This window comes from Pseudomonas sp. BCRC 81390, assembly GCF_030341915.1.
Classification (GTDB): Bacteria; Pseudomonadota; Gammaproteobacteria; order Pseudomonadales; family Pseudomonadaceae; genus Aquipseudomonas.
The window spans coordinates 238,985-261,512 of the sequence record NZ_JATAAG010000083.1; the positions used below are offsets into that span (position 1 = coordinate 238,985).

The 22,528-nt window shown below is 64.2% G+C and carries 23 protein-coding genes and 1 pseudogene; 9 read left to right on the top strand and 15 right to left on the bottom strand.

The window, feature by feature from the left end:
• The first annotated feature begins 56 nt into the window (after positions 1 to 56).
• The gene (locus QSV36_RS24250) at positions 57 to 227 is read left to right on the top strand and encodes a hypothetical protein (RefSeq protein WP_289135365.1); all 171 of its coding nucleotides are present in this window, start codon (positions 57 to 59) and stop codon (positions 225 to 227) included.
• A gap of 26 nt (positions 228 to 253) precedes the next feature.
• Here the strand turns inward: QSV36_RS24250 and QSV36_RS24255 are convergent, their stop codons facing one another.
• Together QSV36_RS24255 and QSV36_RS24260 are read right to left on the bottom strand one after the other, a co-directional pair.
• Entirely contained in the window at positions 254 to 523 is a 270-nt protein-coding gene (locus QSV36_RS24255) for a DUF6555 family protein (RefSeq protein WP_186685914.1), read from the bottom strand.
• 144 nt (positions 524 to 667) lie between these two features.
• Positions 668 to 877, bottom strand: a complete 210-nt coding sequence (locus tag QSV36_RS24260) for a con-10 family general stress protein (RefSeq protein ID WP_114170448.1) — start codon at positions 875 to 877, stop codon at positions 668 to 670.
• Positions 878 to 1,140: 263 nt separating this feature from the next.
• On the opposite strand from QSV36_RS24260, the gene QSV36_RS24265 reads away from it, so the two are divergent.
• Both QSV36_RS24265 and QSV36_RS24270 read left to right on the top strand, forming a co-directional pair.
• The gene (locus QSV36_RS24265; RefSeq protein ID WP_289135368.1) at positions 1,141 to 5,280 is read left to right on the top strand and encodes a CheR family methyltransferase; all 4,140 of its coding nucleotides are present in this window, start codon (positions 1,141 to 1,143) and stop codon (positions 5,278 to 5,280) included.
• Between the two features lie 90 nt (positions 5,281 to 5,370).
• Positions 5,371 to 5,769, top strand: a complete 399-nt coding sequence (locus QSV36_RS24270; RefSeq protein ID WP_289135371.1) for an NUDIX hydrolase — start codon at positions 5,371 to 5,373, stop codon at positions 5,767 to 5,769.
• A 24-nt stretch (positions 5,770 to 5,793) separates the two neighbouring features.
• On the opposite strand, the gene QSV36_RS24275 is transcribed toward QSV36_RS24270, so the two are convergent.
• Positions 5,794 to 6,345 (bottom strand): ATP-dependent Clp protease proteolytic subunit, encoded by a 552-nt coding sequence (locus QSV36_RS24275; protein WP_289135373.1) that lies wholly within the window; start codon positions 6,343 to 6,345, stop codon positions 5,794 to 5,796.
• Positions 6,346 to 6,395: 50 nt separating this feature from the next.
• Complete coding sequence (locus QSV36_RS24280; RefSeq protein WP_289135375.1) at positions 6,396 to 6,782, bottom strand: low affinity iron permease family protein; 387 nt, start codon at positions 6,780 to 6,782, stop codon at positions 6,396 to 6,398.
• Positions 6,783 to 6,973: 191 nt separating this feature from the next.
• Between QSV36_RS24280 and QSV36_RS24285 the strand changes: the two genes are divergently transcribed.
• From QSV36_RS24285 to QSV36_RS24305, 5 genes are read left to right on the top strand one after another with little or no spacing between them, the layout of a single operon-like run.
• Positions 6,974 to 7,891, top strand: coding sequence for a DUF72 domain-containing protein (locus QSV36_RS24285; protein ID WP_289135378.1), 918 nt, complete (start codon positions 6,974 to 6,976; stop codon positions 7,889 to 7,891).
• Positions 7,888 to 8,673, top strand: a complete 786-nt coding sequence (locus QSV36_RS24290) for an endonuclease/exonuclease/phosphatase family protein (RefSeq protein ID WP_289135381.1) — start codon at positions 7,888 to 7,890, stop codon at positions 8,671 to 8,673. Before QSV36_RS24285 ends, QSV36_RS24290 begins: the two co-directional genes overlap by 4 nt.
• Complete coding sequence (gene clsB, locus QSV36_RS24295; RefSeq protein ID WP_289135383.1) at positions 8,670 to 9,872, top strand: cardiolipin synthase ClsB; 1,203 nt, start codon at positions 8,670 to 8,672, stop codon at positions 9,870 to 9,872. The genes QSV36_RS24290 and clsB overlap by 4 nt, the downstream gene beginning before the upstream one ends.
• Entirely contained in the window at positions 9,872 to 10,819 is a 948-nt protein-coding gene (locus QSV36_RS24300) for a lysylphosphatidylglycerol synthase domain-containing protein (protein WP_289135386.1), read from the top strand. Before clsB ends, QSV36_RS24300 begins: the two co-directional genes overlap by 1 nt.
• A gap of 33 nt (positions 10,820 to 10,852) precedes the next feature.
• Complete coding sequence (locus tag QSV36_RS24305; RefSeq protein ID WP_289135389.1) at positions 10,853 to 11,281, top strand: hypothetical protein; 429 nt, start codon at positions 10,853 to 10,855, stop codon at positions 11,279 to 11,281.
• A gap of 81 nt (positions 11,282 to 11,362) precedes the next feature.
• Here the strand turns inward: QSV36_RS24305 and QSV36_RS24310 are convergent, their stop codons facing one another.
• Together QSV36_RS24310 and QSV36_RS24315 are read right to left on the bottom strand one after the other, a co-directional pair.
• The gene (locus QSV36_RS24310; protein WP_289135391.1) at positions 11,363 to 11,587 is read right to left on the bottom strand and encodes a metallothionein; all 225 of its coding nucleotides are present in this window, start codon (positions 11,585 to 11,587) and stop codon (positions 11,363 to 11,365) included.
• Positions 11,584 to 12,048, bottom strand: coding sequence for a phosphotransferase system, HPr-related protein (locus QSV36_RS24315; protein ID WP_289135394.1), 465 nt, complete (start codon positions 12,046 to 12,048; stop codon positions 11,584 to 11,586). The genes QSV36_RS24310 and QSV36_RS24315 overlap by 4 nt, the downstream gene beginning before the upstream one ends.
• A gap of 150 nt (positions 12,049 to 12,198) precedes the next feature.
• On the opposite strand from QSV36_RS24315, the gene ligD reads away from it, so the two are divergent.
• On the top strand, positions 12,199 to 14,718 hold the full coding sequence (ligD, locus tag QSV36_RS24320) for a DNA ligase D (RefSeq protein WP_289135397.1): 2,520 nt from the start codon (positions 12,199 to 12,201) through the stop codon (positions 14,716 to 14,718).
• Positions 14,719 to 14,750: 32 nt separating this feature from the next.
• On the opposite strand, the gene ku is transcribed toward ligD, so the two are convergent.
• The 9 genes and pseudogenes from ku to QSV36_RS24365 all read right to left on the bottom strand — a co-directional run bounded on the left by ku (position 14,751) and on the right by QSV36_RS24365 (position 22,375).
• Positions 14,751 to 15,611: a non-homologous end joining protein Ku gene (gene ku / locus QSV36_RS24325; protein WP_289135400.1), complete on the bottom strand. Its 861-nt coding sequence runs from the start codon at positions 15,609 to 15,611 to the stop codon at positions 14,751 to 14,753.
• Positions 15,612 to 15,685: 74 nt separating this feature from the next.
• Positions 15,686 to 16,591, bottom strand: coding sequence for an SDR family oxidoreductase (locus QSV36_RS24330; RefSeq protein WP_289135403.1), 906 nt, complete (start codon positions 16,589 to 16,591; stop codon positions 15,686 to 15,688).
• A gap of 111 nt (positions 16,592 to 16,702) precedes the next feature.
• On the bottom strand, positions 16,703 to 17,290 hold the full coding sequence (locus QSV36_RS24335; protein ID WP_289135406.1) for a 5'-methylthioadenosine/S-adenosylhomocysteine nucleosidase family protein: 588 nt from the start codon (positions 17,288 to 17,290) through the stop codon (positions 16,703 to 16,705).
• A 46-nt stretch (positions 17,291 to 17,336) separates the two neighbouring features.
• Complete coding sequence (locus QSV36_RS24340; RefSeq protein ID WP_289135409.1) at positions 17,337 to 18,494, bottom strand: carboxylate-amine ligase; 1,158 nt, start codon at positions 18,492 to 18,494, stop codon at positions 17,337 to 17,339.
• Between the two features lie 6 nt (positions 18,495 to 18,500).
• A complete protein-coding gene (locus tag QSV36_RS24345; RefSeq protein WP_289135411.1) occupies positions 18,501 to 19,454 on the bottom strand; it encodes a N5-glutamine methyltransferase family protein in 954 nt (317 codons plus the stop codon).
• The gene (locus QSV36_RS24350; RefSeq protein WP_289135413.1) at positions 19,454 to 20,788 is read right to left on the bottom strand and encodes an iron-containing redox enzyme family protein; all 1,335 of its coding nucleotides are present in this window, start codon (positions 20,786 to 20,788) and stop codon (positions 19,454 to 19,456) included. The genes QSV36_RS24345 and QSV36_RS24350 overlap by 1 nt, the downstream gene beginning before the upstream one ends.
• Before the next feature lie 21 nt (positions 20,789 to 20,809).
• Positions 20,810 to 21,007 carry a hypothetical protein gene (locus tag QSV36_RS24355; RefSeq protein WP_289135414.1) on the bottom strand — a complete coding sequence of 66 codons (198 nt, stop codon included), beginning with the start codon at positions 21,005 to 21,007 and terminating at the stop codon, positions 20,810 to 20,812.
• A 61-nt stretch (positions 21,008 to 21,068) separates the two neighbouring features.
• A pseudogene (locus QSV36_RS24360) lies at positions 21,069 to 21,188 on the bottom strand (KGG domain-containing protein); the annotation flags it as partial.
• A 305-nt stretch (positions 21,189 to 21,493) separates the two neighbouring features.
• The gene (locus QSV36_RS24365) at positions 21,494 to 22,375 is read right to left on the bottom strand and encodes a Dyp-type peroxidase (protein WP_289135417.1); all 882 of its coding nucleotides are present in this window, start codon (positions 22,373 to 22,375) and stop codon (positions 21,494 to 21,496) included.
• Positions 22,376 to 22,528: the final 153 nt, after the last annotated feature.

The following is a 22,528-nucleotide window of genomic DNA, read 5'->3' on the forward strand; positions in this document are numbered from 1 at the left end:
CCTGTGTTGGCCCGCCGGCCTGGCGGGCCTTTTTTTCTGCAATGGAGGCCAAGGGCATGAACGACAAGCAGTGGCTGGGCGGCGGGAATGTGCAGGATGACTGGCCGGAACTGGAGCCGGACGGGCGCAATGACAAAGTGGACGATCCCGATACCGACCCCAATCTGACGGATGATGAGCAGAACCGGCCTGGGGTACCTGCCAGCGATCCCGAGTCCGGGGCTTGAAGGGTCAGTGGATCGACGAGCCGGTGTCAGGCGGTGGTGACAGGGTCTTCCAGCGACTGGCCAGGCTTGCTGCCGGAGGCCCGCCAGCTAACCTCCGTCACCCCATAGCGCTCGGCCATCGGCTTGCTTACCTTGCGGATCTTTTCGCGACCGAACTTGGGTATGATGCCGATACCGGCGTCGCAGCTGGCCCAATGCCAGGCTTCGGCATTGTCCATGCGTTCCAGGCGGATGATGAAGCTGCGCGGCTTGCCGTGTAACCGGTAGTCGATGATGTACAACTGCGGATTAGGCATCGCGTGGCCCTCCTCTTTTCCATGGATGACTTCGTGTTGAGTCGAGCGCGCCGCGAAGATTCAAAAAGATTGTGAAACGCTTCGCAAGAAAGGTGGCCCGGCGCAATGTGCGCCGGGCCACCGCTGCTGTTGCCAGCCGCTGCGTTACTGGTTGCGGCCGCCGCCGTGGCTGTTCTGGCCACCTTTGCGGCCTGCTTCCGAGGCGCGTTCGCGGTCATTGGCGAAATTGCCGCCGGAGGCCTGGCCACCTTTCTGCCCGGCGCGGGACGCTTTTTCGCGGTCGTTGGCGAAATTGCCCGGGTTGGTTTCCTTGGTGCCGCCACGTTGGCTGGTTTGATCTTGATCGCGAGCCATGTCGTTTCTCCTTGCGGTTGGAATGGTAGTCACGGTCGCATACCGTGCCCTTACTCCGAACCCAGGCGGCGCTGTGCGGTCATTCCAATGCGGGGTTTGCGGACGAGTGGCGCCAAATGACTGATAGGTCGCAAATTGGCGCACTGCCTTTTGGCCCCGTGTCCAACCCCTCGCGATTGCCGCGCCAGCCTGCCTATAATGGCATTTCACAAGCCCGGCGATGCGTCGATGGGCCGTCTGTCAGGTCTGTACAAGGCACCGCCATGAAGTCGACTGCTAACCAGCCCGCCTCGCCGCAAAATCCCAACCTGAGCCCTAGCCATCTGGACTTCCCCGTGGTCGGCATAGGCGCCTCGGCAGGTGGCCTCGAGGCCTTGTGCACGTTGTTCCGGCAAATGCCGGCCGATTCGGGCATGGCATTCGTCATCGTCCTGCACCTGTCGCCCGACCACCAGAGCGTGGCCGATCGCATCCTCCAGGAAACCACCAGCATGCCGGTGCGCCAGGTGACCGAGCCGGTGCCGATCGAGCGCAACCATGTGTACGTGATATCGCCGGCCAACCGCTTGTCGACCAATGACGGTTACCTGCGGGTGACGCCGGCCAACCGGCGGCGCGGTGACCATGTGGCCATCGACCTGTTCTTTCGTGACCTGGCTGACGTGCACAAGGACCATGCATTCTGCGTGGTGCTGTCCGGTAGCGGCGCCGATGGCGCGGTCGGGCTGTCGCGCATCAAGGAACAAGGCGGCGTCACGCTGGTCCAGGCGCCCGATGACGCGCAGTACGACAGCATGCCGCGGGCGGCCATCGACACCGGTATGGTCGATATCATCCTGCCGGCTGCGGATATTCCACAGAAACTGCTGGAGCTATGGCAGAACGCTTCTCAGGTAAAGCTGCCGCGGATCGATGACGATACCCTGCCGCCGGCGCTGGGCACCCGGGCCGGCGACCCGCAGGCGTCCGAGCCGTTGCTCGAAGAGATTCTCCTGCAGCTGCGCAGTGTCACCGGGCATGACTTCCAGCATTACAAGCGCGCCACCGTGCTCCGGCGTATCGAACGCCGCCTGCACGTGACCGGGCAAGCCGACCTTGGCGCATACCTGGGCTATCTGGAACAGCATCGCGAAGAGGCGACTGCGCTGTTGGCCGACATGCTGATCGGCGTCACCAACTTCTTCCGCGACCGCGAGGCCTTCGAGGCGCTGGAACGCCATGTGCTGCCGCAGCTGGTCAGCCAACCCGAGCCCGCCGAGGGCGCGAGCGAAATACGTATCTGGTCGGCTGGTTGTTCCACCGGCGAAGAGGCCTACAGCCTGGCCATGCTCGCCTGCGAGCAACTGGCCGTGGAGCAGCGCGACAGCCAGGTCCAGGTGTTTGCCACCGACCTGGACGAGCGGGCGATCAGTGTCGCCCGCGCCGGTTCCTATCCGGAGGCGATCGTCACCGACGTACCGCCTTCGCGACTGCGCCAGTTCTTCGTCAAGGAAGACCAGCACTACCGGGTACGCAAGGAAATTCGCGAGAAGGTCCTGTTCGCCCGGCACAACCTGTTGTCCGATCCGCCGTTCTCGCAAATCGGCCTGATCGTCTGCCGTAACCTGCTGATCTACCTCGACCGCGAGATCCAGGAGGACATCCTGCAGATGTTCCATTACGCCTTGCGGCCGGGGGGTTATCTGTTCCTGGGCTCGGCAGAGTCCGCCGACCTGGCCGGTGAAATGTTCACCGTGGTCGACAAGCGCAACCGTATCTACCGCGCCCGCGACGTCAGCACGGTGGGCCGCCGCTCAGGGCGCCAGTTGCCGGGGCTGGAAATCAACCGCCTGCCCCAGGCTACAGGCGGGCAGGACAAGCCCGGGCGCAAACCCGCCTACGCCGAGGTGCACCACCGGGCGTTGGCCCGTCGGACGCCGCCCAGCCTCATCATCGACGGCGAAGGTACCATCCTGCACCTGAGCGAGGGGGTCGGACGCTTCATGCAACTGGCAGGCGGCGAACTCAGCCACAACCTGTTGAACCTGGTGCTGCCCAGCTTGCGCCTGGCCCTGCGCAGCACCTTGTTCCAGGCTCGTCAGGGCACTGAGGCAATAACCTCGCGGCCAGTGGAGCTGGCCGAAGGTACCGAGCGGGTGCAGGTGGAAATTACCGTGCAACCGCACAAGGACGAAGTGAGCGCTGGCGAGTACCTGCTGGTGGTTTTCGAAGCGCGCCCCGCTGGCCCGTCGTTACCCATCGCCGAGTCGATCCGCCAGACCGACAGCATGGTGTTGCACAACCTCGAGCGCGAGCTGCAGCGCACCCGCCTGCAGTTGCAGGAGACCATCGAGCAATGGGAAATCTCCAGCCATGAACTGACCGCCTCCAATGAAGAGATGCAGGCGATCAACGAAGAACTGCGCTCCGCCAGCGAAGAGCTGGGCACCAGCAAGGAAGAGCTGCAGTCGATCAACGAGGAACTGCTGACGGTCAACTTCGAGCTGAAGAACAAGGTCGAGGAAACCGACAAGGTCAACGACTACCTCAGCAACCTGATCGCCAGCACCGATATCGCCACGGTGTTCGTCGACCGCAACCTGCATATCCGCTGGTTCACCCCGCGCGCCACCGACCTGTTCAACATGCTGCCGGTCGACACCGGCCGCTCGCTGCTCGATATCACCCACCGGCTCGACTACCCCGCGCTGGCCGATGATGCCCGCACCGTGGCCCAGGGCGAACACATCATCGAGCGCGAGGTCGGCGGCCATGACCAACGCTGGTACCTGGCGCGGTTGCTGCCGTACCGCTCGAGCGAGCAGGACATCGATGGCACGGTGCTGACCTTCATCGACATCAGCAAGAGCCGGGCGGCCGAAGAGCGCGTGCGCCTGGGTGAGGAGCGCATGCGCGTGGTGGCCGAGAGTACCCATGACTTCGCCATCATCCTGCTCGACGAGCAGGGCCTGGTCACCGACTGGAACACCGGTGCCAGCCTGATGTTCGGCTACAGCAAGGCTGACGTGCTGGGCCAGCATTACCGCCTGATCTTCACCGAAGAAGACCGTGCCCGCGGCGTTCCCGAACAGGAGCTGCATGCCGCCCGGGCCAATGAACGCGACCAGGACGAGCGCTGGCACGTGCGCAAGGATGGCAGCCGGTTCTACTCCAGCGGCGAGATATCCCGGCTCAAGGGCAGTACCCTGCGCGGTTTCGTGAAGATCGCCCGCGACCTCACCGGGCACAAGCGCCTGCACGACGAGCAGAGCAAGCAACTGGCCGAGTCGCAGAGCAACAGCCACATGAAGGACGAGTTCTTCGCCATCATGTCGCATGAACTCAAGCATCCTCTCAACCTGATCCAGCTCAACGCTGAAATCCTCCGGCGTTTGCCGACGGTCGCCCAGACTGCAGCGGCGAGCAAGGCCGTGAAGACCATCCGCGAGGCGGTCAGCAGCCAGGCGCGAATCATCGATGACTTGCTCGATGTCGCGCGCATTCGTACCGGCAAGCTGAGGCTGAAGACCGAGCCGGTGGATATCTGCGCCATCCTGCAGGGCATCCATGCGCTGGTGCAGAGCGAGCAACCGGCCTGCCATGTGGCGTTGGAGCTGCCGGCTGATGGTTTGCCCCTGTTCATCGAAGGCGACAGCACGCGGCTGGAACAGGTGGTCTGGAACCTGCTCAACAATGCGCTCAAGTTCAGCCCGGCGGGCGGGCTTATCCGCCTGGTGCTGAGCCATGACGCAACACAGGTCTGGTTGCGCGTCATTGACCAGGGGGTTGGCCTGACAGCGGACAGCCTGGAGCACATTTTCGACCTGTTCAGCCAGGGCACGCCGCAAATGGGCAACCACCCGCGTGAAGGCCTGGGCATCGGCCTGTCGCTGGTCCGCCAACTGGTGGAGGCACACGGAGGCAGTGTCAACGCGGATTCGGCAGGCATCGGCCAGGGCAGCACCTTCACCGTCAGCCTGCCGCTTTCGGAGGCCGGCCGGTGGCCAGCTGCGGCAGCAGCGGATGCGACAACCGATGGCCGCCTGAGTGGCATCCACGTGCTGTTGGTGGATGACTCGCCGGAGGTGCTGGAAGTGATGCAGCAACTGCTGGAAATGGAATGCGCCCAGGTCAGCGCTTTCACTGACCCGCGCCGGGCGCTGGAAGCGGCCGCTACCAGCAGCTACGACATCATCCTGTCGGACATCGGCATGCCGGTCATGGATGGCCACGCCTTGATCAAGGCCCTGCGTGGCCTGAGCCACCTGCAAAGCACCCCGGCGATCGCATTGACGGGCTATGGCGCCAGCGCCGACCAGCACAAGTCACGCCAGTCGGGGTTCGACCGGCACCTGAACAAACCGGTCGGTTACGACGAGTTGGTCGAGGCGATCGAAACCTTGCACGGCTCCGAGCCCTACTGACCATCCATCTTTTTTTGTGTGGGTAAACACAACGTTCATTGCGCTTCGGGTGACTAATTCCGTATAGGAATAGCGTCACCAGGAGTTTGCATGAAACCGCACAAAGCTCGCGCAACCGTTATTTGCCGCCACGCCAAGCACGCCCATAAATGGCTTTGGGTCAGGAAGCCCAAGGCAGCGTGGACCCTGCCGGGTGGCAAGGTCGAACCGGGTGAAACGCCGCTACAGGCTGCCGAGCGTGAACTGCTGGAGGAAACCGGCCTGCAGGCGCAAAGCTTGATCCTGTTGATGCGCCATGAAACACCGGGACGGGTGCATTACGTATTCGAAGCCGAATTCGCCGACGCGCCCCACCCCACCGCCCAACGCGAAATCGCCGACTGTTGCTTCGCCCACATCGACCGGGTGCCAGCGCTCAAGGATGACATCAAACTGCTGATCCGCTCATTGCTGGCGTGTGACCAGGCGACTGCCGCTTCCATTCGCTAGCGCCTGGCACAAGCCCGGGCATGCTCAGGCGTGCACGCTCCACTGGCAGGCATCCGCCTCGATCGGCAGCTCATCGATAGCGTGAATCATCCCGCTTTCCAGCGCCTCACGCGGGCCCAGGATGCGTGGATAGGCCATCAGGTAGCGCGGTACGTCCAGCACCTCACTGCTGCCCTCGGTACGCTCGGCGACAATCTGCGCATACAGGCGCAGGTCGTAATCCAGGCTCATGGCGTATTCGGCCATGCGCGAATGGTCCACCGAACCGTGCAGTGTCCAGTGAAACGGGTGGAACAGGAACTTGCTGTGGGCACAGGCAGTACGGCGTTCGCCGGCCAGGAACAGGATATTGCCCATCGACTCGACGGTGCCCAGGTTGTGCGTGTGCAGCGGGATCGGCAGCCCGCGCAGGAAATTGTACAGGGTGAAGCCATAGCTGCATTCACCGCCCATGGTGGCGATGTTCAGCTGCAACAGCTCGGCGCCCTGTTGCAGGGCCTTCGCGCACGTGCTGATGAGGTTGCCGCAGGTCGAGGAGTTGATCGGGCCGGTAAAGTGAATGATGTGTCTGGGCATGCTTGCCTCCGAGGGTTGGCGGTATTCATTCCAGTGAAATGGGCAGGCCGTCAGTCTGCGGGCGGGTCAGGTCGCCGCTCCCGGCTTTCTTCTCGCTCGCCCATGCGTTGGTATTGCTTGCGCAGCGCATGCAGTTCGGCCGGGTCCATGTCTTCCAGGTCGAGCAGCGCCTTGTGCGCGCGTCTGGTCGTGCGCAGCAATTCGTCAATCTTGATGTGCAGTTCGTCGTTGTCGCGGTTTTGCGTGTTCTGGATGAGGAACACCATCAGGAACGTGACGATGGTGGTCGACGTGTTGATGACCAGCTGCCAGGTGTCGTTGTAATCGAACAGCGGCCCGGTCAGGGCCCAGGCCATTATCAGCAACAGGGCAATGGCGAAACTCAGCGGGCGGCCGGTCCAGTTCGCCAGCCATTGCGCGAAACGGTCGAATTTCATGGCATCGCTCCTCACCGTGACCACAGCTGGGGCAGCGTTCATAGCCCTCGGGCTGCTAAAGGGTGGAATCGCGAGAGGCGACAAAGTTCAATCCGGCGCTGGCTGCACCGCCGATCAATCCTGCTTGAACCCTCGTGCAGCTGCGCCGGTCGCAATTGATGAACCGGTGCAACTAGCAATTAGGAGGCAGCGTGAGCGAAGTGCGCATTGGCATTTCAGGATGGCGCTACGGCCCCTGGCGAAAGGATTTCTACCCCAGGGGCTTACCCCAGGACGACGAGCTGGCGTTTGCTTCACGGGCGGTCAATACCATCGAAATCAATGGGTCGTTCTATAGCTTGCAGACGCCAGAGCGCTATCGCAGCTGGGCCCAGGCCACCCCCGATGATTTCGTTTTCGCGGTCAAGGCGCCCCGCTACATCACCCATATACGGCGCCTGAAGAACATCGAACAGCCGCTGGCCAACTTCTTCGCTTCCGGGCCCTTGCTGCTCGGGGACAAGCTTGGGCCGTTCCTGTGGCAGTTTCCGCCCAGCATGAAATTCGATGAGGCACTGTTCCAGGCGTTTCTGCAGCTTCTGCCGCGTGACCGCGCCGCAGCGCGGCGCTGTGCCGAGGGTTGCGCCGAGCGCCTGCAAGGGAACGGCGGCACGGCCATCGAAGGCAATCAGCGCCTGCGTCATGCAGTGGAAATTCGCCATGAAAGTTTCCTGTGCGAAGCCTTCGTCAAGCTGCTGCGCCAACATCAGGTGGCCCTGGTGGTCGCCGACAGCGCCGGTAAATGGCCCTATGTCGAAGACGTGACGGCCGACTTCGTCTACATGCGCCTGCACGGCGACGTCGAGTTGTACAGCAGCGGCTATACCTCGCGGGCCCTGCGGCGCTGGAAGGAGCGCATCCAGCTCTGGAGCGAAGGCGGCCAGGCCAGCGACGCCGAGCTGATCGTGCCAGGCCCGCCACCGGATGCCGGGGCGCGTGACGTCTATTGCTACTTCGACAACGACCAGAAAGTCCATGCCCCCTACGACGCCCGGCGCCTGCTGGAAAAACTGCACCTGGATCACCACCTGATGACCGAACCCGGCGTGGAACCCGAGGTGGACCTGTGAACAAGACCTTGCCCACGCCCCGTTGCATCATCGACAAGATCACCGCCGTGCACCGGCTGAACGTGCTCACCCTCAACGTGCACAAGGGGTTCACCTTCTTCAACCGGCGATTCATCCTGCCGGAACTGCGCGAGGCCGTCCGCGCCACCGGCGCCGACCTGGTGTTCCTGCAGGAAGTGCATGGCAGCCACCAACAGCATGCCGTGCGCCACCCGGCCTGGCCGGACACGCCACAGTACGAGTTCCTGGCCGACAGCATGTGGCCGCAGTTCGCCTACGGGCGCAACGCCGTCTATCCCCACGGCGACCATGGCAATGCCTTGCTGTCGAAGTTCCCCATCACCCGGTTCGACAACCTGGACGTTTCTGTCCACGGCAACGAACAGCGCGGCCTGTTGCACTGTCAACTGGAGGTGCCCGGCCATGAGCAGGTACATGCCGTGTGCGTGCACCTTGGCTTGCGCGAAGCCCATCGGCAAAGCCAGGTGAAGCTGCTGCTCGAGTTGCTCGACCGTTTGCCGGCGCGCGCGCCGGTGATCATTGCCGGTGATTTCAATGACTGGCGGCTCAAGGCCGATGCGGTGCTTTCGCAGCGCCTGGTCGAAGCCTTTGGCGAGCGGTTCGGTACCCCCGCCCGCAGTTTCCCTGCGCGCATGCCGCTGTTGCGGCTGGACCGCATCTACCTGCGCAACGCCATGCCCGGCAAGGCGCAGGTGCTGTCCAGCTACCCGTGGTCGCACCTGTCCGATCACGCCCCTCTGGCTGCGGAGATCACGCTGTGAAACGACCCTGGGTGGATGGCAACAGCGTCGAGCTGTTGATCAATGGCGAGGCATTCTACCCCCGCGTATTCGAGGCCATCGGCCAGGCGCGCGAGGAGGTCCTGCTGGAAACCTTCATCATTTTCGACGACAAGGTCGGCCAACAGCTGCAACGGGTGCTGATCGATGCGGCACGCCGCGGCGTGCGGGTGGAGGTGGTCGCCGACGGATACGGTACCGCAGACCTGCCGGCCAGCTTCATTGCGGCGATGACCGATGCCGGGGTCAGCTTTCACCTGTTCGACCCCCAGCCACGCCTGGCGGGCATGCGCACCAACCTGTTCCGGCGGCTGCACCGCAAGATCGTGGTCATCGACGGCGAACGGGCGTTTATCGGCGGTATCAACTACAGCGCAGACCATCTGGGCGATTTCGGGCCCATGGCCAAGCAGGACTATGCCGTGGAAGTCACCGGCCCGGTGGTGGCGCAGGTGCATGCCGTCAGCCGTCGCCTGATGTCGCCTGTGCTCGAACCGCCCAGCGAGGTACGCCCGGTCACCGCGCCGACTGGCGATATCACGGCCGTGCTGGTCGAGCGTGACAACGGGCAGCGCAGCACCGCCATCGAAGCGTATTACCTGGAAGCCTTGCGCAATGCCCGCAAACGCGTAGTGGTGGCCAATGCCTACTTCTTCCCCGGTTATCGGCTGTTGCGCGAGCTGCGCAACGCCGCCCGGCGCGGTGTCGAGGTGACCCTGATCCTGCAGGGCCAGCCGGACATGCGCTGGGTCCGGGCGCTTTCCCGGCTGCTGTACAACTACTTGCTGCGCGACGGTGTGCGCATTCACGAGTACTGCGAACGGCCCCTGCACGGCAAGGTTGCCCTGGTCGACGATGAGTGGGCGACGGTCGGCTCGAGCAACCTCGACCCGTTGAGCCTGGCCTTCAACCTCGAAGCCAACCTGTTCATTCGCGACCGCCGCTTCACCGAGCGATTGCACCAGCACCTGACCTCGCTGGCCAACCAGCAATGCAAGCCGGTGACGCTCGAGCGCATGGTGCGCGGCTACTGGTGGCGGGCACCGCTGATATTCCTGTGCTTCCACGTGATCCGCCAGTTCCCGCGCATTGCCGGCTGGTTGCCTGCGCACCGCAAGCGCCTGAAGTCGTTGCAGCCGGAAGTCGAGACGCAAGGCAACCTGCACGAGGGCAATACCTGATGGAACGAAAGCGTTGGCATACCTGGGCAAAGCGCCTGTTCACCCTGCTGTTCCTGGTGCTCATCCCGGTGCTGCTGTTCACCCTGGCGCGCAACCTGGACTGGAACGAAGTGCGGCAGTCCTTGCTCGCCTACAAGCCTGGCAGCCTGGCGATCGGGCTGGCAATGGCGCTGTGCAGTTTCCTGATCTTCGCCAGCTACGACCTGCTGGCCCGCACCTATACCGGCCATAGCCTGCCCGCGCGGCAGGTGCTGCCGGTGGCTTTCGTGTGTTATGCGTTCAACCTCAACTTCACCACCTGGGTCGGCGGTGTGGCCTTGCGCTACCGGCTGTACAGCCGGCTGGGGCTGGACACGCCAACCATCACGCGCATCCTCACCCTCGGCCTGCTGACCAACTGGATGGGCTACATGCTGCTTGCTGGCGGTGTGTTCGCCTTGCGCCTGGTAAAGCTGCCGTCCAGCTGGCCGGTCGGCACCGGCGGGCTGCAACTGATCGGTTTCGTACTGCTGGCCATCACCGGCGCCTACCTGCTGGCCTGCGGCCTGGCCAAGCAGCGTACCTGGCAATGGCGCGACCATGAACTGACCTTGCCTTCCCTGCGCCTGGCGTCATGCCAGGTGGCGCTGGGTGCCAGCAACTGGGCAGTGATGGCGTTGCTGATCGACTGGCTATTGCCTGACCAAGCGTTCTACCCGGCGGTTCTGGGCGTGCTGCTGATCAGTTGCGTGGCGGGCGTGGTGGCGCACATCCCGGCCGGGCTGGGCGTGCTGGAAACGGTTTTCCTCGGCTTGCTGCACGGCCAGTTCGGCCAAGGCAGCCTAGTCGCGGCCCTGCTGGCGTACCGCACGCTGTATTACCTGATCCCGCTGGTGCTGGCGGTGATCACCTACCTGGTACTGGAAAAGCGCGCCAAGGCCATGCGCCGGCGCGAAAAAACGGCTTGAATATCGACAACGGCCCAAGGCCGGGAGGTGACCATGCGAATTGCCTGGGTGACACTGCTGCTGATGAGCCTGGTCAGTGGCAAGGTGCTGGCCGAAGCCTGCGACGTGATGACCCGATCCTCCAGCGAAGCGGTGCGGCCAGTGGAGCAGCACACCTGCTACACCTACGGCAACATGCCGCCTGAAGCGATCAATTGGTCCTGCAGCAACCAGAGCAAGGACATGCTCAGTGCCGAGAAGCGTAAAGTCGCGCGCTGCGCCGACGGTAGCGTGGGCAGCTGCATTGCCCCGCTGACCCAGGAAGCCTTGGCCAACCCCAAGGCTGCGGGGAACGAGCAGCCTTCCACCCGCCCGGCCCTGCCCAAGGATGCCCGGGTGGTGACCTACTACTACGACACGCCGAGCCTGGGCCAGGCGCGAATGGACTGCGAACGCAGCAATGGTATCTGGCAGACCCATTGAAGCCACTCAAGGGGCTGCCGTGCAGCCCTTCGCGGGCGCACCCGCGAAGGCGCACAAAGCGGTCCCTTTCAACTGTACTCATCACGGCGAAATCGGATCGCTCGCCGGGAAGGTTTCATCCAGTGCATTGTCGACATTGCTTTCTTTTGGCTGCGCTACCTGGGCGCAGTTGCAGCCCGGCATGCGGCACGGTTCGCCGTTGCGATGCCCGGTAGCACAGGCTTCACAGCAATAAGCCTTGCCATCCAGGGGGGCGGCATCGACCGTACAGGTACACTCCTGGCAGGCACAGCGTAATTCGTTCATGGCTTGCCCTCCTCGTCCGGGTCGATCACATCGTCCGTCCACGGTTCGCCATCCAGCGGCGCGGAGCGGGCCAGCTCGGCTTCATCGAGACCGATGCCGCCGCCGATCTCGTCGGCGTCCACGTGGCGCAGGGACTTGTCCGCCGGGCCGCCATGGCCAGGTTCGTGCGGGTCACGCGCGCCCGACTCGTCGAACAAGGTGTCCGGGCTGAGGTCGTCGTAGCTGACGTTGTCTTCGTGCAAACTGTCGCCCAGCGTCTCGCCACCGGTCATGCCACTTTCGGCAACGCGGCGGCCCGGGAACTCGTGGGCGACTTCCTGCGGCGGCCGCTCATCACCCGCCCGTCCTTCGCGGTCGTCAAGGCGATCACTGAAGTCCAGTTCATGCACGCTGCCCATGCGGTCTTCGGTATCGTCGATCTCGGTCGGCGTGTAGGGTTTGGGGTCATCAGGTCTGGACATGGTTGTCTCCCTCGGTTGGCTTACTCATGGTCGACTATGCCAAGCGCCGGAAGATTCAGAGTTTCTTGCAAACCTGCAGCGGCTTTTTTGAACTCCCCCGGCCCTGGCTGCCTCCCAACGATAAGACAGCGAATCGCCCCGGAGCCTGCCATGGCCAAGCCCCTCGAGGAATACGCGCGCAAGCGCGATTTCAACGCCACCCCCGAACCCAGTGGCAAGCACAAGCGCGCCCGGCGCGCCCATGCCCTGCAGTTCTGCATACAGAAGCACGATGCCAGCCACCTGCATTACGATTTCCGCCTGGAACTGGACGGCACGCTGAAAAGCTGGGCCATCCCCAAAGGCCCATCGCTCGACCCCAAGGTGCGCCGCCTGGCCGTGCACGTCGAAGACCACCCGCTGGACTACGCCGATTTCGAAGGGCACATCCCCGAAGGGCATTATGGTGCCGGCGACGTGATCGTCTGGGATCGCGGCATCTGGGAGCCGGAGGGTGACGCGCGCGAGGCCTACGCCAAAGGCAAGCTGCGTTTCCGCCTGCAGGGCGAAAAGCTCAGCGGCGTCTGGAACCTGTTCCGCACCCACCTGGCCGGCAAGAAGGAGCAGTGGATGCTGGTCAAGTCCCATGACAGCCAGGCGCGCAGCGAAAGCGAATACAGCATCGTCGATGCGCAGCCGGACAGCGTGCTCAGCGACCGTACCCTGCTGCCCAAGCGCAGCCGCGGCAAGCCGGCCAAGGCCAAGCCGGCGGCCGGCAAACGCGCGGCCACCGGTAAAGCTGCGCCGTTGCCAGACCTGTTGCAACCGCAGCTGGCCACGCTGGTCGACTCGCCACCGGCAGGCGACTGGCGCTACGAAGTGAAGTTCGATGGCTACCGCATCCTGGCGCGCATCGACGGTGATGACATTCGCCTGTTTACGCGCAACGGCCATGACTGGAGCGCGAAAATGCCGCGCCAGGTGGCCGCCCTGCGTCAGCTTGGGGTCGACTCGGCCTGGCTGGATGGCGAGATGGTGGTGAACAACGGGCAGGGCGTGGCGGACTTCCAGGCGCTGCAGAACGCGTTCGATACCGACCACGACGAACAGATCACCTATTACCTGTTCGACCTGCCGTTTCTCGGCGGTCGTGACCTGCGCCAGGTGCCGCTGCAGGACCGCCGCGAAACGCTGCGCCAGTTGCTCGAAGCCAATGAGTCGGACAACCTGCTGTTTTCGGCCGATTTCGACCAGCCGGTGGAATCACTGCTGGACAGTGCCTGCCGCCTGGACCTGGAGGGGCTGATTGGCAAGCGCGTGGACAGCACCTACGTCGGGCGGCGCAGTGCCGACTGGGTCAAGCTCAAGTGCAAGAAGCGCCAGGAGTTCGTGATCGTCGGCTATACCGAACCGAAAGGTAGCCGCAATGGCTTCGGTGCCTTGCTGTTGGCACTGCATGACAACGACAGCGGTGAGTTGCGTTACGCCGGCAAGGTCGGCACCGGCTTCAGCGCCACGACGCTGGACAGCATCCATGCGCGGCTCAAACCGCTCGAAATCGCCAAGCCCGCCCTGCCCAGGCCACCTACCGGGGCCGAGGCCCGGGGCGTGCACTGGCTGAAGCCACACTTGCTGGCCGAAGTGGCCTACGCGCAGATGACCCGCGAAGGGATTGTGCGTCATTCGGTATTCCACGGCCTGCGTGACGACAAACCGGCCACCGCCATCGACCTGGAGCGCGCCATGCCCGGCAACACCCTGCCCAAATCCAAATCCAACGCCAAAACCAAAACCAAGCCCGACAAGGCCCCGGAGCAGTTCGGTGACCTGCGCCTGACCCACCCTGAGCGTGTCATCGACGCCAGCAGCGGCGTCACCAAGCGCGACGTGGCGGAGTATTACGCCGAGGTCAGCCAGTGGATCCTGCCGCAGCTCAAGGACCGCCCGGTGGCCCTGGTACGCGCCCCTGATGGGCTGGCGGGCGAGTTGTTCTTCCAGAAAAACGCCGGCCAGCTACATATTCCCAACGTGCTCAGCTATGACAAAGCCGAAGCCGGCCAGGCCGCGATGATCATCAACCGTCCCGATACCCTGCTGGGCGCCGTGCAGATGAACATGCTCGAGCTGCACACCTGGAACGGCACCGACAAGGACTTCGACAAGCCCGACCGCTTCGTCCTCGATCTCGACCCGGACCCTGCCCTGCCCTGGAAAGCCATGCTGGAGGCCACCCAGCTGACCTTGACCCTGCTCGACGAGCTGGGCCTTAAGGTGTTCCTGAAGACCAGCGGCGGCAAGGGCATCCATGTGGTCGTACCGCTGACCCGCAAAGCCAGCTGGGACGAAGTGAAGGACTTCAGCCACGCGATCGTCAATTACCTCGCCAAGCTGTTCCCCGAGCGCCTGAGCGCCGTGTCCGGGCCGAAGAACCGCGTCGGGCGCATCTTCATCGACTACCTGCGCAACGGCAAGGGCGCGACTACTGCCTGTGCCTACTCGTTACGGGCGCGCGAGGGGTTGCCGGTGTCGGTACCGATCTGGCGGGAAGAGCTGGCCCAGCTGAAGGGCGCCAACCAATGGAACATCAACAACCTGCGCGAGCGCCTGGCGGAAGTCGACGACCCCTGGGCGGACATGGGCAAGGTGCGTCAGTCGATCACCGCGCGGATGCGCAAGCTGCTGGGCCAGTAACGCGCGGGCCCGGCAGCTGAGCTTGACGCCAGTCAAGAGGCCTTGCGCGTGCGCTTGGCGGGCTTCTTCTCTGCAGCCGGCTTTTTCTTGCCGGCTGCCCCGCCCTTGCCGCCCAGGCTGCGCTTGAGCAGCTCGGTAAGGTCGATGATATCGGCACCTTTTTCCGTGCCGGTGGCCTCGCCTGTCTCCACTGTTTCGATCTTGCCTTTGCTGGCCTTTTCTTCCACAAGGTCGAGGATGGTCTGGCGGAAGGCGTCATGATACTCATCCGGCGACCAGGCACCGGTCATGTCCTCGACCAGCCGTTTGGCCATGTCCAGCTCGCGCTTGTCCACCTTGGCTTCGGTAACGCTGCTGTCCAGCTCCAGCGTGTCCAGCCCACGCACCTCTTCCGGCCAGCGCAGGGTGATCATCACCAGCGCCTCGTCCAGTGGCCGCAGCAAGGCCAGGTGCTGGCGGGTATGCAACACCACCGTGGCCAACGCCACCTTGCCGGTGCTGGCCAGGGTTTCGCGCAGCAATGCGTAGACCTTGCCACCACGCCGGTCCGGGCTGAGGTAGTAAGGCGTGTCGAAATGCTGCAGGGGAATATCGCCGGCATCGACGAAGGCAAAGATATCGATGGTCTGCGTCGCCTCGGGGCGGGCCTTGCGGATCTCTTCTTCGCTGATCACCACATAGCGGCCCTTTTCGTACTCCACCCCTTTGACGATGTTTTCCTTGTCGATTTCCTTGCCGGTGACCTTGTTCACCCGCTTGTAGCCCACCGGTTCCATGCTGCGCTTGTCGAGCCAGTCGAAGTCCACGCGCTCGGTGCGCACTGCGGTATTCAGGGCCACAGGGATGTGCACGAGGCCAAAGCTGATGGCGCCTTTCCAGATTGCCCTTGCCATGAATCTGCCCCCAGGGTTGCCTTGTCGATACCACAAGTGACTGCACCCAGCCGTGAAGGTTTAGCCGGCCAGCCCTATGGCAGCGGGTTGCCTCCGGTCACGCCGAACACCTCGCCGGTGATGTAGCTGGACTCCTGGCTGGCCAGCAGCACGTAGACCGGTGCGCACTCGGCCGGCTGGCCGGGGCGCTTCATTGGCGTCTGGGCGCCGAATTCGGGGATTTTCTCCGGCGGCTGGCCGCCACTGGGCTGCAGTACCGTCCAGATCGGCCCCGGGGCCACGGCGTTGACCCGGATACCGCGTTCGATCACCTGCTTGGCCAAGGCCTTGGTGAAGGCAACGATGGCGGCCTTGGTGGTGGCATAGTCGAGCAAGGTGGCCGATGGCTGGTAGGACTGGATCGAGGCCGTGTTGATGATGGTGGCGCCCGCCGGCATCAGCGGCACTGCGGCCTGGCACAGCCAGAACAGCGCGTAGACGTTGGTTTTCAGGGTGTGGTCGAACTGCTCGTGGGTGATCTGGCTGATGTCCTTGCGTGCCTCCTGCTTGCCGGCGACGTTGACCAGGATGTCCAGGCCGCCGAGCTGTTCGTGGGCCTGCTCGACCAGTTCCTTGCAGAACTGCTCGTCCTTGAGGTCGCCGGCAATCGCAACCACCTTGCGGCCTTCGGCTTCGATCAGCTTGATCACCTCGCGGGCATCGGGTTGTTCGATGGGCAGGTAGTTCAGCGCGATGTCGGCGCCTTCGCGGGCAAAGGCGATGGCGACTGCGCGGCCGATACCGGAGTCTGCGCCGGTGATCAGCGCCTTGCGCCCGGCCAGGCGGCCGAAGCCCTTGTAGCTGGCTTCGCCGTGGTCGGGCTTGGGCTGCATGTTGACGTCCAGGCCGGGCGCAGGTTGGCCCTGGGCCGGGAACGGTGGGTGCGGATACTGGGTCAGCGGGTTCTGCATGCTGAACTGGTCTTGGGGTTTGTTGGGCATGGGGCTACTCCTCTGCTGAAACCGGGACGGCCCGCAAAAGGGCCGATACCGGTTTCGAGGACACCCCTCGCTCGATGGTTTGCTCGGCCTGGCGCCAGCGCCGACCAGCGGTCACACCTGGCTGAACAACACCCGCTTGAATGCCTCTGCCGCCAGGTGCACCTGCACCGCCCAGTCCCCGGCCGCATCGCTGCCGGCATCGTCGGAGATGTATTTCAGGCAGACGAAGGGAATGCCTTCGCTGCGCGCGATCAAAGCCAGCACATAGGCCTCCATGTCGACCACGTCGTACGGAGCGTCGCCGTGGTTGATCTCGAAACTGTCGCCGCTGCCGCAGGTTTCCACGGGCAAGCCGGGGATCACCACGCCATGCTCCAGCAGCACCGGAATATCCGACAGCGGCGTTTCATAACGGGCGAAGCCCAGCGGGGTCACATCCATGTCACGCTGCACGAAGCGGTTGCAGCACACCACTTCGCCCTTGCCGTGACGCAGGCTGCCAGCAGACCCCAGGTTGACGATCAGCCTGGGTCTGCTGGCGGCGATGGCCCGTGTCAGGGCGATGGCGGCATTGACCTTGCCGATGCCGGTGAACACAGTGTTCATCCCGGCGAACACACTGCCCGCCTCGGCCTCGAGGGCGAACACGAACAAGGTGTCAGCCAGTGAAATATCAGGGAATTGCTGGGTCAGCATCATGGTGCGGGGTGTCCGGGTGGCTGGCAAAGGGCGCCGCCATTGTCGTTCAACCCTGCGCGATTGCAAGTACCGTGGGGTTGTGAAGTGGGTATTTGCCACCCTCCGCCAATACCTGGTCCACTACCAGGCGTAGCGCTTGCGACGCGCTCTTGCCGCTGGCGCGGGCGTGCTCGAGGCAGGCCAGCTGGCGGTCCGCACTGGTGCCTTCGGCCACGATCCGGCGTGCATGCAGCAACGCGCGCTCGGCGTCAGCCGTGTCCACGGGAAATGCCTCCTGCAACTGCGCGAGCCAGCCCTGAGCGGAAACAGCCTGCTGTTGCCGCTGGCCGATGAAGCTGCCATGGCGGCCATGGCGCATGGCGCGCCAGTAGTTTTCCTGGGCCACCCAGCGCAGCTCACGGGTCAGTGGTTCGGGGTCGTGCCCCCAGCGCACGCAGTGCTCGACGATATGCCGGAACAACCCGGCGATACACAGCGCATCTTCCAGGTCCGGGCAGGCATCGCAGATACGCAGCTCCACGGTCGGGTAGCGCCGCGACGGGCGCACCGCCCACCAGAAGTCGCCATCCTTGGCCAGCGACCCGGTACGCTGCAGCAAGGCCCGGTAGCGCTCGTAGGCGGACCAGTCCGGCAAAGGTTCGGGCAAGCCCATGTGCGGCCACTCGCCACAGATCACCCGGCGGTAGCTCAGGTAGCCCGTATCCTGGCCGCACCATAACGGCGACGACGTGCTCAGTACCAGCAGCAGCGGCAGCCATGGCAGCAGGCGGTTGATCAACTGCATCCGGTCGCAACCTGCCGGCACGCCGACATGCACATGCAGGCCATTGACCAGGCTGCGTCGCGCCACGTGCTGGTAGTCATCGAACAACTGCCGGTAATGCGTTGCGGCGGCCGGTTTCTGCTTCTGCCACCGGGCAAACGGGTGGCTGGCGGCGCCATACAGGGCCATGCCGTCCTGCGCCAGGGCTTCGCCAAGGCGCTGGCGGCTGTGGGCAAAGAATTCCCGAGCCTGGTGAAGGTTGGCGAATACCGGGGACGCCACTTCGATCTGGCTGCGGAACATCTCCTGGGCAAACGGCGTGCCCAGCACCTCCTGGCAGCGCCTGGCCAGCGCCGGCAGAGGCGCAACCGGAACGCGGCCGGTGGCCAGGTCGACCAGCAGGTATTCTTCTTCGATGCCGAAGGTGCAAGGCGCTGGCATATCGGCTCAGCCGTTGCGGGTGACGGTGAGCGAGACTGCGGCGATGCGCTCGACCTGCTCGTAGCCACGCTCGCCCAGTTGCTCGCCGAACACGTCCGGGTCGACCTCGCGGTAGACCCAGGACCACTCAGGCCCCGCCAGGCGCAGGCGGATGGCTTCGAGCAACGGGTCACGGCCTTCGATGATCGCCACACCGGTATACAGCAACAGCGAGCCACCGGGGGCAAGCCGCTCGCGGGCCTGTTCGACGATGCGCAGCGACAGCTCGGCGCCCAGCGTGCCACCACCGTGGCGGTAGGTACGCTCCTCCACATCGAGCATGTACGGTGGGTTGGCGATGATCAGGTCGAACAGGCCGGTAATGCCGTCGAGCAAGTCGCTCGGCTCTACCGAGACATTGCTCAGGCCCGCCAGTGCTGCATTGATCGCGGTGTAGCGCAGTGCCAGCGGGTTGATGTCGACAGCGGTAACCTGGGCGTGCGGCACGGCCTGGGCCACCAGCAAGGCACCGACACCGGTGCCGCAGCCAATATCCACGGCATGCTCGACGCGCTTCGGAGTGCGTTGCAGGTGGTCATGGATCACCTGGGCGAAACGGTAGCTGTCCGGGCCGAAGAACACCGCGTCGCTGGCTTCGGTGGGGTAAGCCGAGTGCACCAGCAGCAAGTTTTCGAGGGTGGACCAGCGAACGGTGCTCGTCAGCCACTCACCACGCGTGGCCAGCACCTGCGCCTGGCGTAGCTGAGCCAGTTCGTCGGCGGAGACCAGCGACGCGGGAAACGGGCGGCTCCAGCCGAACACATCGCGCAGTGTCCTGGCCCGCTCCGCCCCTGGGCGAGCGTTGACCCGGGCATGGGTGGCCGGGGTGACACAGGTGAAGCGGTAGCCGTCGGCACGCAGGCGCTTGCCCAGTTGCAGCAAAGCCTGGTCAGCCTGGATCTGTTGTGGGTCAAGCTGCATCAGCGGGGTTCCTCCTGGGCCAGGCCGGTGGCACGCAGGTAGCCCTGGGTCGCCAGCAATCCTTGCGGTGTGGCATGACGGTTACCGGCCATGCCGTCGATCAAGGTCTCGATGTCGGTTTCCGGTGCTGCACGCTCCAGTGGTGCATCCAGCTGCAATGGCGCCTCCCAGCTGCCAGGCATCACCCGTGAACCAGGGGCTTGCCAGCCCGCTGCGATCCAGTCGTGCCACAGTTGTTTTTCGTAGGCGGTGAACACACCGTACATGGGCGCCGTCGGGCCTTCGATGAGGGCCCACCAACGGCTGTTCGCAGGGGCCTCTCCGCGCTGGATCCAGCCCTGCGCTTGCAACGCGTCGAGGAACGCCGGCATGCCGCCTGGCTCGGCCAGCCACTGGTTGACGGTGCGTTTCTGCAGGCGGCAATGGTCGGAATGCATGAACTGGCCGAAGTGGCGCTTGTGCTCCAGTACCCGCAACAGCTCGGCCTCCAGCTCGAAGCTGTTGATCAGGCTGGGCGTATCGACCCCCAGGTCATTCAGGCGGTAGCCCAGGCGTACGCGTTGGTAGAAAGCCCCTGCATCATCCACCGGGCGCAGCTGGCGCAGCGCCTGGATGGACAGGTGCGCATGCCCGCTGGCGGCGTTGTCGATGGTCACGTGCAACTGGAAGTAATGGCCATCGATGCCCAGTTCCGCCAGTTCGTAGGTGGTGATCAGCAAATGCAGTGGCGGTTGTTCGTAGCCCAGGTTGTAGCCGATGAGCTCGGCCAGGAAGTCATCGGCATGCCGCCCCAGGGCCAGCTGCAAGGCGCCTTGCAGGTAGCGCTGGTCGTCCAGTTCAGGCAGCTCGAGACAGCCCAGCCGGCTCAGCAGGCGTTGGTAGATCAGCACGTGGTTGCAGCGCGGATCGCCACCGCCCAGTTCTTCCAGGTAGGTGCGGATCAGGCCGTGATAGCGCGGATCCCGCCAGTGGCGCAAGGTGCCATGCAGCCATGCGCCGTCCACTGCCTTGGTGGGCGCGACTTGCTGCAGGAACCACAATGCCTGGGCGCGATTGGCAAAATAGCGCCGCGGGCTACCCTGACGGCGTTGCGCCAGGTAGGCGGCGTAGGCTTGAGCGACCCCGGCAGCGTGCCCGGCGCTCCAGGCTTCCAGGTGCGCGGGGTCGGCAGGCAGGTCATCCTGCAAAGCTTGCGTCCGAGCCAATTGTTCGTGCAGCCACGCGGCGCTGTCCGCGTCGCTGTCGGCCAGCAATGCCTGGTAACGGGCCTGCAGGCTGGGCGCTGTTACCGAAACCGGTACCTTCGCGGCGGTCTTGCGGGTCATGACCGTCATGCCGTATTCCTTTTGCGGGTGTTATTGGCTGGGTTTCTGTCCGGGCATCGGTTCAGGGTCCGGCGCAGGTTGCGCAGCCGGCTTGTCGCCGGGCTGCTGCATCTGCAGGGACGGTTTGCTCTGGTCGGCATCCTTGGCCGGGTGATCGTTGTCACGGTCGAAACAACCGCCGACCAGGGCCAGGGCGCTCATCAGGGCTATCAGGGAAGGCAATCGCATGGGGCACTCCTTTTCGGCATGAATCGCAGTGCCAGGCTGCCCCGGCACTGCGTAGCCTCACTTACGAACGGCCGCCCTTGCGGCTCGATTCACTGCTGCGGCCGCCACCGGAATGCTGGCCGCCCTTGCGCCCGGCTTCGGAGGCTTTCTCGCGGTCATTGGCAAAGTTGCCTGGGTTCTTGTTACCACCCTGGCTGCCTTGTTGATTGCCGCTACGGCTGTTCTCTTTGTTGGCCATGGTCTTAAACCTCATATGACTTCGGAATGCACGGCATTAACTGCCGTACACCTGTTCGGAGTTCGGTCATATCGCGGGATTCGGTTTATTGCGAAGCGTTCGGACCAGCGGCATTAAATAAGCGGCAACGCCATATTTGGCGCGCCACAGAGTCGCTCGGTGGGGCGTTCGGCAGTCGGCAGCCCAGCGGCGGCCTTGCGCCACCGCAATGCCCCTGGCGAATGCGCCAGGGGCGGGATGTTCAGCTGTCAGGCCGTCAGCAACAGGCGCAGGTCGACACCCGCTGCGGTCATCGGTGGGCACCAGTAATAGCCACCGCTCAGCGGCCGACTGAAGCGGTACAGGCCATCGATGATGCCGTCCTCCAGGCCGCTCATGCGCCGCAGCTGCACCTCGAAGGCGTCGAAGCTACGGCCCAGCGCAACGAACGCCAGGCCTGCTCCACGGGTGTCTGCCCAGGACACCGAGCGACGGACCATGAACGCCTCCGGCGCGAAGCTCTCCTGGGCGGTTCGCTTGACATGCGCAGACGCCGGCGCGTCATCCAGTTCTTCGTTGTCGCTCAGGCGGCGGCCGATGATGTCGTCCTGCGCCTGCTGGGGCAGCGACTTGAAGTATTCCAGGTCGTGCTTCCACAGTTGGAACGCAGCAAAGCACGAGCCGTCGAGGCCTGGCTGGGCGGCCTTGAGGATGGCGGCCTCGACCGCTGCCTCATCACGTGGGTTCTCGGTGCCGTCTTCATAACCCGTCAGGTCACGGCCGCCCTGGTGGAGGAAGCCATCGACGTGGTCGACCAGGCTGAACGCCGGGCTCAACAGCTGTTCCAGCGCCTGGGCGTGCAGGTACAGGTCGCCACGTTCCTCCCCGCGCAGCCACAGCCACAGGGCATGCTGGGTGCTGGGGTTCTCCACCACAGCGTCCAGTTGCGGAAACGGCTTCAAGCCATCGACAAGGCTGCCCAGGGCTTTTGCCAGTGGCGCACCGACGCCCAGCGACAGGCGCACGCCGTCAACCTGGCTGGCCAGCGCATCCAGCGCTGCCGGCACCGCTTCCAGTGTTTCGATGGCGAAGAACAGGTGGCGGGCGTGAACCGGCACCGGCGTGGCAAGCAGACCTTGCTGAAACGGCATGACAGGCTAATCCTCGGTAAAACCGGGAATGCTACTGTGCCGGCAGGCGTGCTGCAACGCGACATGCCACCTCGCCGGGCGGTGTAACGGCAACAAATGGTTACCAAAGCTGGCGCTTTGCGATTAGCGATCAGTCACGGCCGGCCTACACTT

Bases quoted from the DNA above. Each gene is read 5' to 3' on its own strand.
- QSV36_RS24250 (WP_289135365.1), top strand. From the start codon at position 57: ATGAACGACAAGCAGTGGCTGGGCGGCGGGAATGTGCAGGATGACTGG.
- QSV36_RS24255 (WP_186685914.1), bottom strand. From the start codon at position 523: ATGCCTAATCCGCAGTTGTACATCATCGACTACCGGTTACACGGCAAG.
- QSV36_RS24260 (WP_114170448.1), bottom strand. From the start codon at position 877: ATGGCTCGCGATCAAGATCAAACCAGCCAACGTGGCGGCACCAAGGAA.
- QSV36_RS24265 (WP_289135368.1), top strand. From the start codon at position 1,141: ATGAAGTCGACTGCTAACCAGCCCGCCTCGCCGCAAAATCCCAACCTG.
- QSV36_RS24270 (WP_289135371.1), top strand. From the start codon at position 5,371: ATGAAACCGCACAAAGCTCGCGCAACCGTTATTTGCCGCCACGCCAAG.
- QSV36_RS24275 (WP_289135373.1), bottom strand. From the start codon at position 6,345: ATGCCCAGACACATCATTCACTTTACCGGCCCGATCAACTCCTCGACC.
- QSV36_RS24280 (WP_289135375.1), bottom strand. From the start codon at position 6,782: ATGAAATTCGACCGTTTCGCGCAATGGCTGGCGAACTGGACCGGCCGC.
- QSV36_RS24300 (WP_289135386.1), top strand. From the start codon at position 9,872: ATGGAACGAAAGCGTTGGCATACCTGGGCAAAGCGCCTGTTCACCCTG.
- QSV36_RS24305 (WP_289135389.1), top strand. From the start codon at position 10,853: ATGCGAATTGCCTGGGTGACACTGCTGCTGATGAGCCTGGTCAGTGGC.
- QSV36_RS24310 (WP_289135391.1), bottom strand. From the start codon at position 11,587: ATGAACGAATTACGCTGTGCCTGCCAGGAGTGTACCTGTACGGTCGAT.
- QSV36_RS24315 (WP_289135394.1), bottom strand. From the start codon at position 12,048: ATGTCCAGACCTGATGACCCCAAACCCTACACGCCGACCGAGATCGAC.
- ligD (WP_289135397.1), top strand. From the start codon at position 12,199: ATGGCCAAGCCCCTCGAGGAATACGCGCGCAAGCGCGATTTCAACGCC.
- ku (WP_289135400.1), bottom strand. From the start codon at position 15,611: ATGGCAAGGGCAATCTGGAAAGGCGCCATCAGCTTTGGCCTCGTGCAC.
- QSV36_RS24330 (WP_289135403.1), bottom strand. From the start codon at position 16,591: ATGCCCAACAAACCCCAAGACCAGTTCAGCATGCAGAACCCGCTGACC.
- QSV36_RS24335 (WP_289135406.1), bottom strand. From the start codon at position 17,290: ATGATGCTGACCCAGCAATTCCCTGATATTTCACTGGCTGACACCTTG.
- QSV36_RS24340 (WP_289135409.1), bottom strand. From the start codon at position 18,494: ATGCCAGCGCCTTGCACCTTCGGCATCGAAGAAGAATACCTGCTGGTC.
- QSV36_RS24345 (WP_289135411.1), bottom strand. From the start codon at position 19,454: ATGCAGCTTGACCCACAACAGATCCAGGCTGACCAGGCTTTGCTGCAA.
- QSV36_RS24350 (WP_289135413.1), bottom strand. From the start codon at position 20,788: ATGACGGTCATGACCCGCAAGACCGCCGCGAAGGTACCGGTTTCGGTA.
- QSV36_RS24355 (WP_289135414.1), bottom strand. From the start codon at position 21,007: ATGCGATTGCCTTCCCTGATAGCCCTGATGAGCGCCCTGGCCCTGGTC.
- QSV36_RS24365 (WP_289135417.1), bottom strand. From the start codon at position 22,375: ATGCCGTTTCAGCAAGGTCTGCTTGCCACGCCGGTGCCGGTTCACGCC.